This is a genomic window from Streptomyces sp. NBC_01478, from assembly GCF_036227225.1.
Taxonomy (GTDB): domain Bacteria; phylum Actinomycetota; class Actinomycetes; order Streptomycetales; family Streptomycetaceae; genus Streptomyces.
Genome location: NZ_CP109444.1, coordinates 9,680,863 through 9,694,259 on the forward strand (window position 1 = coordinate 9,680,863; position 13,397 = coordinate 9,694,259).

At 72.5% G+C, this 13,397-nt stretch carries 10 protein-coding genes; 4 read left to right on the forward strand and 6 right to left on the reverse strand.

The genetic code is table 11. The features are described from left to right. The first annotated feature begins 48 nt into the window (after positions 1-48). Complete coding sequence (locus OG223_RS43300) at positions 49-504, forward strand: PPOX class F420-dependent oxidoreductase (protein WP_329261398.1); 456 nt, start codon at positions 49-51, stop codon at positions 502-504. Positions 505-546: 42 nt separating this feature from the next. Next, positions 547-2,664, forward strand: coding sequence for a tetratricopeptide repeat protein (locus OG223_RS43305; RefSeq protein WP_443073799.1), 2,118 nt, complete (start codon positions 547-549; stop codon positions 2,662-2,664). On the opposite strand, the gene OG223_RS43310 is transcribed toward OG223_RS43305, so the two are convergent. From OG223_RS43310 to OG223_RS43320, 3 genes are all read right to left on the reverse strand, one after another. After that, entirely contained in the window at positions 2,661-4,409 is a 1,749-nt protein-coding gene (locus tag OG223_RS43310) for a hypothetical protein (protein ID WP_329261401.1), read from the reverse strand. The genes OG223_RS43305 and OG223_RS43310 overlap by 4 nt on opposite strands. 330 nt (positions 4,410-4,739) lie before the next feature. Continuing rightward, complete coding sequence (locus tag OG223_RS43315) at positions 4,740-6,080, reverse strand: MFS transporter (protein ID WP_329261404.1); 1,341 nt, start codon at positions 6,078-6,080, stop codon at positions 4,740-4,742. Between the two features lie 218 nt (positions 6,081-6,298). Further along, a complete protein-coding gene (locus tag OG223_RS43320) occupies positions 6,299-6,964 on the reverse strand; it encodes a TetR/AcrR family transcriptional regulator (RefSeq protein WP_329261407.1) in 666 nt (221 codons plus the stop codon). A 157-nt stretch (positions 6,965-7,121) separates the two neighbouring features. On the opposite strand from OG223_RS43320, the gene OG223_RS43325 reads away from it, so the two are divergent. Together OG223_RS43325 and OG223_RS43330 are read left to right on the forward strand one after the other, a co-directional pair. Continuing rightward, positions 7,122-8,009, forward strand: coding sequence for a shikimate dehydrogenase (locus tag OG223_RS43325; RefSeq protein WP_329261410.1), 888 nt, complete (start codon positions 7,122-7,124; stop codon positions 8,007-8,009). A gap of 570 nt (positions 8,010-8,579) precedes the next feature. Continuing rightward, positions 8,580-10,379, forward strand: coding sequence for a bifunctional sugar phosphate isomerase/epimerase/4-hydroxyphenylpyruvate dioxygenase family protein (locus tag OG223_RS43330; RefSeq protein WP_329261412.1), 1,800 nt, complete (start codon positions 8,580-8,582; stop codon positions 10,377-10,379). Here OG223_RS43330 and OG223_RS43335 read toward each other — a convergent pair. From OG223_RS43335 to gnd, 3 genes are all read right to left on the reverse strand, one after another. Next, on the reverse strand, positions 10,366-11,829 hold the full coding sequence (locus OG223_RS43335; RefSeq protein ID WP_329261414.1) for a membrane-associated oxidoreductase: 1,464 nt from the start codon (positions 11,827-11,829) through the stop codon (positions 10,366-10,368). The genes OG223_RS43330 and OG223_RS43335 overlap by 14 nt on opposite strands. A 97-nt stretch (positions 11,830-11,926) precedes the next feature. Beyond that, on the reverse strand, positions 11,927-12,514 hold the full coding sequence (locus OG223_RS43340; protein ID WP_329261416.1) for a histidine phosphatase family protein: 588 nt from the start codon (positions 12,512-12,514) through the stop codon (positions 11,927-11,929). A gap of 7 nt (positions 12,515-12,521) precedes the next feature. Then, on the reverse strand, positions 12,522-13,397 hold the full coding sequence (gnd, locus tag OG223_RS43345; protein WP_329261419.1) for a phosphogluconate dehydrogenase (NAD(+)-dependent, decarboxylating): 876 nt from the start codon (positions 13,395-13,397) through the stop codon (positions 12,522-12,524).

Here is a 13,397-nt window from a genome sequence, read left to right on the forward strand (position 1 = left end):
ACAGTGTCTACCGGGAATGGCGGATGTGCCGCGTCCGTTGTTCCGGTCATGACTCAGGACACGACTCAGGACGACGCACCCCTCCTCCGCCTGCTGTCCGACGGCCACGGCGGGGTACTGGTCACCCTCAAGGGCGACGGCCGGCCCCAGTTGTCGAACGTCAGCCACGCCTACTACCCCGACGAGCGGATCATCCGCGTGTCGATCACCGACGACCGCGCCAAGACCCGCAACCTGCGCCGGGACCCCCGCGCCTCCTACCACGTGACCAGCCCCGACCGGTGGGCGTACACGGTCGCCGAGGGCACGGCCGACCTCACCCCGGTCGCCGCCGACCCGCACGACGACACGGTCGAGGAACTCATCCGGCTCTACCGCGACGTCCTGGGCGAGCACCCGGACTGGGACGACTACCGGGCGGCGATGGTGCGGGACCGGCGGCTGGTGCTGCGGCTGCGGGTGGAGCGGGCGTACGGCATTCCGAAGGCCGCCGACAAGGGGTGACCCATCGTCACCATCCCTCACCGGCGCTAAGGTTGATCCGCTGTGCGGCGAGCGGACGACGGGGGAGTGCACGCGGTGATGGATCTGCTGTCCACGGGCGCCATCGGTGCGGTGTTCGGAGCCGTCGGCTCCGGGATGGCGGGCGAGGCGGGCAAGTTGGCCTGGGAATCGGCCGGCGGCATGGTCCGCCGGCTCGCCGGACGTGAGGTGACGGCACCCGCCACCCCCGACGAAGTGCACGCGATCGCCCGCCTGGTCCACGACCGCGTGCACGCCGACCCCGAACTCGCCCTCGCCTGGACCCGGTTCGCACGGGGCGTGCGTGTCCCGGCCCCCGTCACCGGGCCGGGACGCCACTGCCTCCCGGTCGCGCCCCGCTCCTTCACAGACCGTCAGGACGCCCTGAGGCTCCTGGACAAGGAGGCGACCCGCGCCTTCGGCGGACGCCCGCGACTCGTGCTCCTCCACGGCCCCGAGGGCATCGGCACCAGCACCCTCGCCTTCCACTGGGGCGCACGGCAGGCGGCCCGCTTTCCCGACGGGCAGCTCTACGCCGACCTGCGCGCGCTCGGCCCCGAACCGGTGCTGGCCGCGCTGCTGCGCCAACTCGGCCTGCCCGACGAGGACATACCGCCCTCCTTCGCCGACCGGGCCGCCCTGTTCCGGCGCTCCCTGGCCGACCGCCGTGCCCTCGTGGTGCTCGACCACGCCCGCTCCGCCGCCCAGGTGCAACCGCTGCTGGCCCCGGCTCCGGACGTGGTCACCCTCGTCGTGGCGCGCCATCCGCTCATCGGCCTCGACGCCCTGCGGATCCCGGTCGGCCCGCTCGGCCACCGGGACGCGAAACGACTGCTCACCGAGCTGGCCGGCAAACCCGCGGTCAGCGCCGCCCGCGCCACACTGCCCGCCGTACTGGACCGCTGCGCCGGCTCGCCCTACGCACTGCGCGCCGCCGCACCCCGGCTGACCACGCCGCCGGAGACGCCGGCCGGGCCCGGGAGCGACCCGGTGAGTGCCGCCGTCGAGGACTCGTACCGCCTGCTGGCCCCCGACGCCGCCCGCCTCTACCGCCTGTGCGGCCTCTACGACTGGCCGGCCCTCGACGCCGCCGCGGCCGCCCGTGCCGCCGGGACCGACGCGACCGACGCCGCCCGGCTCCTCGACGAGCTGGCCGGCGCTCTGCTCATCGAGCCGACGGACGACGGCCGGTACCGCTACCGCCCCGCCGTCCGCGCGCACGCCGCCCGCACGGCCGCCGCCACCGACGGGATCGCCGCGTGCTCCGCCGCCGTGTCCCGCACCGTCGAGGGCTATCTGCACCTCGCGCTCGCCGCCGCCCGGGCCGCCCTGCCCGAGAGCTGGCGCGTCCCGTCCGCGACCACCCCGCTGTCGTACGAGAACCGGGGCGCGGGCGTCGCCGCACTGGCCGCCGAGGCCCCCAACCTGGTCCAAGCCGTGCACGCGGCCGAGGAGTTCGGCGACTGGGACACCGTCGTCCTGCTGGGCCAGGCCCTGTGGCCGCTCCAACTCAAGGCGGGCCACCACGACATACTGCTCCCCGCCCTGCGGGCGGGCGTCCGGACGGCGGACGCCCACTTCCCCGGCACCCGCACCGCCGGCGCCCTGCACGCCCAACTCGCCCACAGCCTCATGGAGTTGCGACGCTGGGACGAGGCGGAACCCGAGGCGCTCGCGGCGGCCCGGGACGAACGGGCGGGAGGGCATGTGCGCGGACATGCCTCCGCCGTCGAGTTCCTCGGCCTGCTCCGGCTGCGCCAGTGGCGCTTCGACGAGGCGTACGCGGCCTTCGACGAGGCCTACCGGATCCTGGACGGCATCGGTCCCGCCGACGAGGGCGCCGCCGATCTGCCGCGCGCCCGCGCCCTGTTGGAACGCCACCGGGGCCGGGCCCTGCGCGGCCTCGGCCGCCGAGCCGAGGCCGTCGAACGCCTGGACCGCGCGCTGGCCTTCTTCCGCGCGAGCGGCGAGGCCTACAACACGGCCCGCACCCTCACCGACCTCGCCGAAACCCGCCTGAACGGCGGCGAGTTCACGGCCGCCCGCACCCTGATCGACGAGGCGACCGCCGCCCTGCGCGACGAGCAGGCCGAACAACACCTGGAGTATCTGCGCCTGTTGCGCGAACGCTGCGACGGCTAGCCACGGGTGACCCGGACCCGGTGAACGGCCCCTCCCGTGTGCACGGTCAGCCCCTGGGCGACGACCTCGTGCAGCGACTTGCCGGACGCGAGCCAGCCGTACAGGGCCGAGGCATGGGCCGCCGGGTCGGTGTCCGCGCCCGGCTCGGCGCGCAGGTGCAGCAGGGTGCCGTCCGAGGTGCGGACCGTGCACGCGCCGGGGCCGGTGACGTACGCGGCGAGGGCGCACTGCGGGTGCCGGGCGAGTGTCTCCGCCGTCCAGAGCGCGGGTGATCCGAACCGCGGATCGTCCGCCGCGCCGTGACGGAACACCACGTCGGCCAGCGAGAGTTGGGACTGCTCACGGGTGTCCTCGTGCACCGCCGTGTGGGCCTCGCCCGTGCTGTCGGGCGCCGGGTGCGGGCCCGCGTGCCGGACGACGGAGACCTCGCCCGAGCCCAGCAGCTCGGTCAGCACCTGGAGCGGGACCGTGTGCGCCGCGGGCTCGAACGGCGGGAGCGGGAGAGGTTCGAGCAGCGCGGGCGCGTCCGGTTCCGGGATGCCGATGATGTCGTAGAAGAGGCGACGGAGGCGGGTGGCCGACTCGCCCGGTACGGAGCTGGTGAAGGCGGCGGGGGCCGGCAACGGGCGGTGGGTGCCGATGAGTTGGGCCAGTTGAGGGCGGAGCGGGAGTGCGGGGTCCAGGCGGGGTGCCGTACGGACGAAGGCGTGCACCGGGGCGTCGGGGGCGAGGCCCGCGAGGGGGGCTGCGCCGAGGAGGACCGGGGTGCCGAGTGCGGCGGCGTAGTAGGTGACCGAGCCGTGGTCGCCGATGACCGCGTCGGCGGCGAGCAGCGCCTGGCGCCAGCCGTGCAGGGGGTCGACGAGGGTGAGGCCGGCGCGGCGGGCGCGGTCGAGCCAGGCGCGGAGCTGGCCGGGGCCGTGGCCGTACCAGATGTTGGGGTGCAGGACGGCGGCCAGACGGTATTCGTCGACGGGGAGTTCGGAGGTCAACCGGGGGAGCAGGGAGGGCAGGAGGTCGTCGCCGAACAGGGACTCCGGGTTCCAGGTGGAGTTGAGCACGACCAGGCGCTGGGCCCGTCCGACGCCGAGCGCCCGCCGGTAGCGCTCCCGGTAGGAGCGGGCCGCGAGCATGCGGTCCCAGCAGGGATCACCGGCCAGTACGCCCGTGGACGCGGCCTCGGGGCAGACGGCACGCAGCCGCTCCATCTGCTCGGGGTGCGACAGCACCAGCGCGTCGGCGACGGGCCGTCCGCTTTCGTCGAGCAACCACTCCGGCGACAACCCGAACACCGGAGCCGCGGGCTCCGCCGCCTCGCTGCCGGGTGTTGGGTGTTGGGTGTTGGGTGTCCCCAGCGTCTTAGTGTATCCGACACCGTGGGACAACACGGCCAATACGCCGGAAAATGCCCGGAGTTGACCGCCAAAGCTCGCCGACACCGCCAAGTCGACCGAGGTGCGCACGGCCTGGTCCCAGGGCAGCACCGGCACCCCCGTTTCCGCCAGCAACTCGCCGACCCCCGCCCGGAACGCCGACGACCCCGTGCACGTCACCAGCAACTGCACCCGGAAGTCGTCGTGGAAGAGCGGCAGCACATCGAGCAGCCGGGTCGCGGAGGTCACGTTGTGCACGACGAACAGCACCTTGCGGCTGTGCCCCCGCGTCGCCCACCGCCCGGCGTCGTCGCCGACCGGCACCCGTATCCACTCCTCGGCCCCCGCCACGCCCTCGACCACCTTTCGCACGTGTGATCGGGCAACGATAGTCAGGCTCGGGCCCGCGTGCACCGGCCGCCCCTGAAATCGGCCGGGGCACGCGGAGGCCCTACTGGCGGCGCCGGGCTGCGAGTGCCTTGGCGGCGCCCCGCGCACGCAGGTTCACGAAGGCCGGTGTCACCGGGCCTGTGACCGTCCTACCCCGGTTGACGGCGAATCACGTGCCTGCCGGGAGTCGGAGTTGCCGTGCGGCGAGCCGCTCCACCGGCATCGCTCGAAAGATCCCGAACTCGAAACCCCCGGGCACCGGAGCCCAAAAGGCGTCCGGCACCCGGGGGCGCGGTGGTCACCGGGCGACGGTCAGGCCGTCACCGTCTCCGGCCGTGAGGTCTCCCGGGGCGACCGTGTGCCGAGCAGTTCCGTCGGGACCTTGCTGGTTTCGCGGGCCGTGGCCGCGGCGATGACCGGCGGGACGCACAGGGCCGCCGTGAACAGGGCCACCGAGGACCAGTCCGTGCCGTCCGGACCCGCGATCTGCGCGGCGAAGGTGACCGCGAACCCGGCCACCGCGAAGCCGATCTGGGTGCCGATGGCCATGCCGGACAGCCGCACCCGGGTCGAGAACATCTCGCCGTAGAAGGAGGGCCACACGCCGTTCGCGGCGCTGTAGACGACGCCGAAGGTGACGATGCCGAGGATCAGGACGAGGGCGTAGGAGCCCGTCGAGATCGCCCAGAGGTAGAGGAACATCGTGATCGCGCTGCCGACCGCGCCGATCAGGTACACCGGGCGGCGGCCGATGCGGTCGGACAGGGTGGCCCACAGGGGGATCGCGGCGAGGGCGACGAGGTTGGCGAGCGCGCCCACCCACAGCATCGACGTACGGGACATGCCGACGGAGTCGCTGGTCGCGTAGGCCAGCGCCCACACCGTGAAGATCGTGGAGACGGAGGCGATGAGCGCGCCCGCGATCACCCGCAGGACGTCCGCCCAGTGCTCGCGCAGCAGCACCACGAGGGGCAGCTTCACGACGCCCTCGGTGGCCGCCTGCTCGGCGAAGGCCGGGGTCTCCTGGAGCGTGCGGCGCATGAAGTAACCGGCGACCGCGACCAGGACGCTGGCCCAGAACGGGACGCGCCAGCCCCAGGACAGCAGTTGCCTGTCGGGGAGTTGGGCGATGCCGAGGAAGACGAGGGTGGCGAGGAGCTGCCCGCCCTGGGTGCCGCCGAGGGTGAAGCTGGTGAAGAAGCCGCGCCGGTCCGGCGGCGCGTGCTCCAGCGTCATCGAACTGGCGCTGGCCTGCTCGCCGGCCGCGGAGATGCCCTGGAGGACGCGGCACAGCACGAGGAGGACCGGGGCGAGCGAGCCGACCTGGGCCCGGGTGGGAAGGCAGCCGATGAGGAACGTCGACAGGCCCATCAGCAGCAGCGTGAAGATCATGACCTTCTTGCGGCCGACGCGGTCGCCGAAGTGTCCGAGGAACAGCGCGCCGACCGGACGGGCCGCGTAGGCGACCCCGAAGGTCGCGAGGGAGAGCAGGGTCGCCGTCGCGGGGTCCGAGTCGTCGAAGAAGACCTTGGGGAAGATCAGCGCGGCGGCGCTGCCGTAGATGAAGAAGTCGTAGTACTCCAGGGCGCTGCCGATCCAGGCGGCGGCGGCCGCCTTCTTCGGCTGCCCGACGGCTTTGGCGGGGACGGACACGGCTTGCTCCTTCGGGGGAACTCCACCGTAGGCGGCGGAGTGAGCGGAGACGGGGGAGCGTGGGGGAGGGGAGGGGGGGCGGTGCTGCCGGATCGCGGCTAATTAACCCACTGGATAGTTAGTCTCGGTGGGTAGGGATGTTGCGCCCACGTTTCCCGGGTGTCAAGGGGTGCCGTCGGGCGACCTGGGTGCGTCCCGGGTGAGACCTCGGTGCGACCTCAGTCGGTCGTCCGGTCCGCCGTCAGATAGGCGATCACCATGTCGCCCAGCATGGTCCGGTAGTGCTCGCGCTGCTCGGGGGCGACCAGGTCGCGGCCGAACAGGGCGCCGAAGGTGTGCCGGTTGGCGACCCGGAAGAAGCAGTACGAGCTGATCATCGCGTGCAGGTCGACGGCGTCCACGTCGGCCGTGAACAGGCCCGACTTCCGCCCCGACTCCAGGATGCGGCCGGTCACGTCGAGGGCGGGCGAGCCGATCTTCCCGAGCTTCTCGGACGCGGCGATGTGCTCGGCCCCGTGGATGTTCTCGATGGACACCAGACGGATGAAGTCCGGGTGCTGCTCGTGGTGGTCGAAGGTCAGCTCCGCGAGCCGGCGGATGGCCGCCACCGGGTCCAGATGCTCGACGTCCAGGCCCTGTTCGGCCTCGCGGATCACGCCGTAGGACCGTTCCAGGACGGCTGTGAAGAGCTGCTCCTTGCCGCCGAAGTAGTAGTAGATCATCCGCTTGGTGGTGCGGGTGCGGGCCGCGATCTCGTCGACGCGGGCTCCGTCGTAGCCGGCCCGCGCGAACTCCTGGGTCGCCACGTCGAGGATCTCGGCCTTGGTGCGGGCGGCGTCACGGATCCGCCCGTTCGGTCGTGCCGGTTCTTCGACGCTGGTCATCGGGTTCCTTCGGGCGAGGGGCCAGTGCCGGTGATTGTAGAAGCCGGGGCGCGGCGCCGGGTCGCCGAGTTCGCGTCCGGGGCTTCCCGCGGGCCCGGGATCCTGATATAGCTAACGTACTAGTTCGTACATTAGTGAGCCGTTCGGGAGGGCCACCGTGGCCGATGTCGTCAAGGACTCGTATCTCGTCGGACTGATCGGTTCCGGCATCGGCCCCTCCCTCAGCCCGGCCCTGCACGAACGCGAGGCCGACCGGCAGGGCCTGCGCTACGTCTACCGGCTCATTGACATCGACGTGCTCGGTGTCGGCCCGGAGGCGGTGGGCGACCTGGTGCGGGCCGCCCGCGATCTGGGCTTCGACGGGCTCAACATCACCCACCCGTGCAAGCAGCTCGTCATCGACCACCTCGACGGGCTCGCCCCGCAGGCCGAGGCGCTGGGCGCGGTCAACACCGTCGTCTTCGAGGCGGACGGCCGCGCGGTCGGCCACAACACGGACGTCACCGGTTTCGCCGCCTCCTTCGCGCGCGGACTGCCCGACGCGCCCATGGAGCGGGTCGTCCAGCTCGGCGCGGGCGGCGCGGGCGCGGCCGTCGCACACGCCACGCTCACCCTCGGCGCCGAGCGCGTCACCGTCGTCGACGCGCTGCCCGAGCGCGCCGCCGCCCTCGCCGACTCCCTGAGCCGCCACTTCGGCGCCGGCCGCGCGGCCGGCGCCGGCCCCGAACTGCTGCCCGCAGTGCTCGCCGGCGCCGACGGCATCGTCCACGCCACCCCCACCGGGATGGCCGCCCACCCCGGACTGCCCTTCCCCGCCCGCCTGTTGCACTCCGCACAGTGGGTCGCCGAGGTCGTCTACCGCCCCCTGGATACCCAACTCCTGCGCACCGCCCGAGCGTTGGGCTGCGCCACCCTCGACGGCGGCGGCATGGCGGTCTTCCAGGCGGCCGACGCGTTCCGCCTGTTCACCGGACGCGACCCCGACACCGCGCAGATGCTCGCCGACATCGCGGAACTGGCCGGCGCGGTGGCGGCGCCGAAGTAGCCGTGGTCGGGCCGGGGCGGTCGTGGCCGCGTGCGGAAGTGGATGTGGCCGTGCGGAGGCAGCGGCGCCTGCGCCAGGGCGGTCGTGTCCGTATCGAAGTGGATGAGGCCGCGCTGATGCGGTCGTGCCTGCGCCGAGGTGGCCGTGCCGCACCGGAGTGGATGTGGTCGTACCGAAGTGGTCGTGCCCGTACCGACATAGATGGACCCGCGCCGAAACACTCGTACCCGTGCCGAGGCGGCTGCGCCGCACCGAAGTGGATGTGGTTGCGCCGCAGTGGTCGTGCCCGTGCCGAGACGGCCGTGCCGCACCGAAGTGGTCGTGCCCGCACCGAAGTGGTCGTGCCCGCATCGACATGGATGGGCCAGCCCCGAAACGGCCGTGCCCGCACCGAAGCAGCCTCGCCCGCACCGACACAGATAGGCCCGCGCCGAAACAGTCGTCCCCGTGCCGACGTACCCGTGGCCGCCCCGAAATCGCCACGCCCGCGCCGACGCGGCCGTCCCCGCCCCGAAGCACCCGCGCCCGCCCCGAAAATCCGCACCCGCCCCGAAATCGAGAGGTACCCCGATGCGAACGTCCATCGCCACCGTGTCCCTCAGCGGCTCGCTCACCGAGAAGCTCACCGCCGCCTCCCGGGCCGGTTTCGACGGGGTCGAGATCTTCGAGAACGACCTCCTCGCCAGCCCGCTCTCCCCGGAGGAGATCCGTGCCCGGTGTGCCGATCTCGGGCTGTCGATCGAGCTGTATCAACCCATGCGGGACATCGAGGCGGTGCCCGAGGCCGAGTTCGCCCGTAACCTGCGTCGCGCCCGGCACAAGTTCGAGGTGATGCGCAGGCTCGGTGCCGACACTGTTCTCGTCTGCTCCAGCGTCTCGCCGCTCGCCGAGGACGACGACGCGCTCGCCGCCGCGCAGCTCAGCCAACTGGCCGACCTGGCCCAGGAGTTCGGCGTCCGCGTCGCCTACGAGGCGCTCGCCTGGGGGCGGCACGTCAGCACGTACGACCACGCCTGGCGCATCGTCGGGACGGCCGGTCACCCCGCGCTCGGCACCTGCCTCGACAGCTTCCACATCCTCTCCCGGGGCTCCGATCCCAAGGGCATCGCGGACATCCCCGGCGAGAAGATCTTCTTCCTCCAGCTCGCCGACGCCCCGCTGCTCGCGATGGACGTCCTCCAGTGGAGCCGCCACTACCGCTGCTTCCCCGGCCAGGGCGGCTTCGACGTCGCCGGACTCGTCCGGCACGTCCTGAACGCGGGCTATACCGGCCCGCTCTCGCTGGAGGTCTTCAACGACGTGTTCCGGCAGGCGGAAGCGGGCCCGACGGCGGTCGACGCCCACCGCTCGCTGCTCGTCCTCCAGGAGACGGTCGGTGTCTCGCGGCCCCCCGCCCCCGTCGTCCCCACGGGCTTCGCCTTCGCCGAACTCGTCACGCCCGACGCGGAACCCGTCTCGGCCCTGCTCGGCGCCCTCGGCTTCGCCCGCACGGCCCGCCACCGCAGCAAGCCGGTCGACCTGTGGCAGCAGGGCGAGGCCCGCATCCTGGTCAACACCGGCCCCGCCGTACGACGGGACGGCACCGCGCTCGCGGCGATCGGCCTGGAGTCTCCCGACCCCCAGGGCGCGGCCCGCCGCGCCGAGGCACTCCTCGCGCCCGTCCTGCCGCGCCGCCGGGCACCCGAGGACGCCCCGCTCGAAGCGGTGGCCGCACCGGACGGCACGGAACTCTTCTTCTGCGCCCCGACCGGCCCCGAACTCCCCGGTTGGCGGGCCGACTTCACCGACACCACCGCGCAACCGCCCGCAAGGACAGGCGTCCTGCGCATCGACCACCTCGCCCTCACCCAGCCCTGGCACCACTTCGACGAGGCAACTCTCTTCCACCGCAGCGTCCTTGGACTCGACGCACAGGAGAGCGTCGACGTCGCCGACCCCTACGGCCTGCTGCGCAGCCGCGCCGTCACCAACCCCGACGGCAGCGTCCGTATCGCCCTGAGCGTCGGCGCGGCCCCGACCGAGGACGACACCCACGCCCGGCACATCGCCCTCGCCACCGAGGACTTGGTCGCCGCGGCCCGCGACTTCCACGACCTGAGCGGCCGGTTCCTGCGGATGCCCGCGAACTACTACGACGACCTCGCGGCCCGATTCGACTTCACCGAGGGCGAGTTGGAGACCTACCGCGAGCTCGGCATCCTCTACGACCGGGACGCGGGCGGCGAGTTCCGGCACTGCTACACCCGCACGGTGGGGCGGGTCTTCTTCGAACTCGTCCAGCGCGACGGCGACTACCGCGGCTACGGCGCCCAGAACGCGCCGGTGCGGCTGGCCGCCCAGCGCACCGCGAGGCTCCTCACTGGCGGCTGACGGTCCTGGTCACACCGGTGACGACGGTCGTGGCCAGGATCCAGCCGGTGATGATCAGGGCGTAGGCGAGGTACTGGTACCAGCCCTCCGGCGCGAACGCCTCCTCCTGGCCGAAGGAGATCACCGGCAGCAGCAGGTCGAGCGTGTAGAACACCGGGTTGAAGTGCGGGGCCTCGGACGCCTTGAGGGCGTGGGGGTGGTGCAGGCCGTAGGCGATCGAGCCGATGGCCAGCAGCGACAGCAGCCAGCCGCAGGCGCGCAGCGGACGGAAGCCGTAGCCGACGGTGGCGTCCTGGACGTAGCCCCAGATCCGGTTGTACCGGGGGAGGGTGCCGCGCAGGCGGCGCTGCTTGGCGAGTTGGACGCGGCGCGCGGCGTAGTCGTCGCCGGTGCGGCGGTAGGCGCCGGCCAACTGCTCGTAGGCGTGCGGAACATAGCCGTCGCCGTCCTGCTCCAGCATGGTCAGGCGGCGCTCGGCGGGCTCGTGGGGGATGAGCGAGGTGTAGACGAGGCTGGTGAGGTACACCTGGCCCGGCACCACCCGCGGCTCCAGCAGGAGCACTTCGATCTGGGCGCTGCGCAGCACCACGCCGCCCTCGAAGGGCGGGCTCTCCCGCAGCCAGAGTTCCCCGATGGTGGCGCTGCTCGCCAGCAGCACGGAACTGCCCGGGTTCGACAGGGTGCTGTACGACAGGTCGAGCCGGCCCGCGATCCGGGCACCGCGCAGTCCGACCCAGCCCTCGACCCGGGCCTGCCGGAGCAGGAAGTTGCCCTCCACGACGAGTACTTCGGCGTCGACGGCGGAGCCCCCGGGATGGGACAGGTGCGCCGTGTTGAAGTTGACCGACCCGGCGACAGTCGCGCCGCTGAGCCGTATCTGACCGTGGGTGCGCAGTCCGGCGGCCCGGAGGTCGTCGCCGACGGCGGCCTGGTTGAGCTGGAGCACCGGCTCCGCCGCGTCCGGCGCGATGATCTCCGAGCCCTCCATGAACAGGCTCCCGGCGATCTTCGCCCCGGCCAGCCGTACCATTCCCCGGAACCGGGACCGTGTCATCCGCAGCACGCCGTCCACCCGCATCGCATGGGCGGTCAGCCCGGGCAGGACGGACTCGCTGAGGTTGAGCTCGCGCAGCCGGGAGGCGTAGAAGCGGGGTACTTCGTCGAAGTAGCAGTTCCGCAGCCGGACGGGGTGGTCGATCGTCGCGTACTGCAGATCGAGCATGCCGATGATCCGGGCGCCCGCCAGACTCACCGACGCTATCTCCCCTGCTTCCTGCGGCCCGTTGAGCACCAGCGCCCGCAACACCTCGGCGCGGACGGTCCGTTCGGGCCCCCAGGTGTCGCCGGCGGCGATGTCCTCGTCCGGTGCGGTACGGAAGTCCACGGACTCGCCCAGCGGGAAGGCCCGCCACACCTCTTCCTCGGCCTGTGTCAGATCGGTGATCTCCATCAGGCGGGACTCTAGCCGCGCGAGGGCCGCCCGCACAGGGGACGACCGCGGCCCGGCCCGCACGTCAACGCGCGGGCCGGGCCGGGGAGTTGTGCCACTACGGTCGGGTGTTCCACTCCGCGATGACGGGGCGGTCGTGCTCGGTGGACAGGCGGCTGACGGTGCCGGTCGCCAGTTGGAACAGGCGGCCGTCCGCCGCGGACAGACCCAGTCGACGCGCGGTGAGGACGCGCAGGAAGTGGGCGTGGGCCACGAGGACCACGTCACCGTCCACGAGCGCGCCGTCCACCCGCTTCAGCACCTGGTCGGCCCGGGCACCCACCTCGTCCGGGGACTCGCCGGGGTGTGCGGCCGGTCCCGGGGGCACTCCGTCGGTCCACAGGAACCAGTCGGGGCGGGTGCGGTGGATGTCGACGGTGGTGACGCCCTCGTAGCCGCCGTAGTCCCACTCGTGCAGGTCGGGGTCGGGCACGACCCCGGTGATGCCGGCGAGTTCGGCGGTGCGTAGCGCGCGGTCCAGCGGGCTGCTCAGGGCGAGTGCGAAGGTCCGGCCCGCCAGGAGCGGGGCGAGGGACTTGGCCTGTTCCTCGCCGTGCCGGGTGAGGGGCAGGTCGGTCCAGCTCGTGTGCTGGCCCGACACGCTCCACTCCGTCTCGCCGTGGCGGACCAGCAGAAGATCCCCCACGGCGCGCCTACTTGGACTCGACGGCGTGGCCGCCGAACTGGTTGCGCAGCGCCGCGATCATCTTCATCTGCGGCGAGTCGTCCTGACGGGACGCGAACCGCGCGAAGAGGGAGGCCGTGATCGCGGGCAGCGGCACCGCGTTGTCGATGGCCGCCTCGACGGTCCACCGGCCCTCGCCGGAGTCCTCCGCGAAGCCCCGCAGCTTGTCCAAGTGCTCATCGCCGTCAAGGGCGTTGACCGCGAGGTCGAGCAGCCAGGAACGGATCACGGTGCCTTCCTGCCAGGAGCGGAACACCTCACGTACGTCCGTCACGGAGTGGACCTTCTCCAGCAGCTCCCAGCCCTCGGCGTACGCCTGCATCATGGCGTACTCGATGCCGTTGTGGACCATCTTCGAGAAGTGCCCGGCGCCGACCTTGCCGGCGTGCACGAAGCCGAACTCGCCCTCCGGCTTGAGGGCGTCGAAGACGGGCTGGACCTTCGCGATGTTCTCGGCGTCGCCGCCGACCATCAGCGCGTAGCCGTTCTTGAGGCCCCACACACCACCGGAGACGCCCGCGTCGACGAAGCCGATGCCCTTGGCGCCCAGCTCCTCGGCGTGCTTCTCGTCGTCCGTCCAGCGGGAGTTGCCGCCGTCGACCACCGTGTCACCGGGCTGGAGCAGCTCGCCCAGCTCGTCGACGACCGACTGGGTCGGGGCGCCGGCCGGGACCATCACCCAGACCGTGCGCGGCGCTTCGAGCTTGTCGACCAGTTCGGCCAGGTCGCTCACGTCGGAGATCTCGGGGTTGCGGTCGTAGCCGATGACGGTGTGGCCCGCGCGGCGGATGCGCTCGCGCATGTTGCCGCCCATCTTGCCGAGGCCGATCAGTCCGAGCTGCAT

Bases quoted from the DNA above. Each gene is read 5' to 3' on its own strand.
- OG223_RS43300 (WP_329261398.1), top strand. From the start codon at position 49: ATGACTCAGGACACGACTCAGGACGACGCACCCCTCCTCCGCCTGCTG.
- OG223_RS43330 (WP_329261412.1), top strand. From the start codon at position 8,580: ATGCGAACGTCCATCGCCACCGTGTCCCTCAGCGGCTCGCTCACCGAG.
- OG223_RS43320 (WP_329261407.1), bottom strand. From the start codon at position 6,964: ATGACCAGCGTCGAAGAACCGGCACGACCGAACGGGCGGATCCGTGAC.
- OG223_RS43335 (WP_329261414.1), bottom strand. From the start codon at position 11,829: ATGGAGATCACCGATCTGACACAGGCCGAGGAAGAGGTGTGGCGGGCC.
- gnd (WP_329261419.1), bottom strand. From the start codon at position 13,397: ATGCAGCTCGGACTGATCGGCCTCGGCAAGATGGGCGGCAACATGCGC.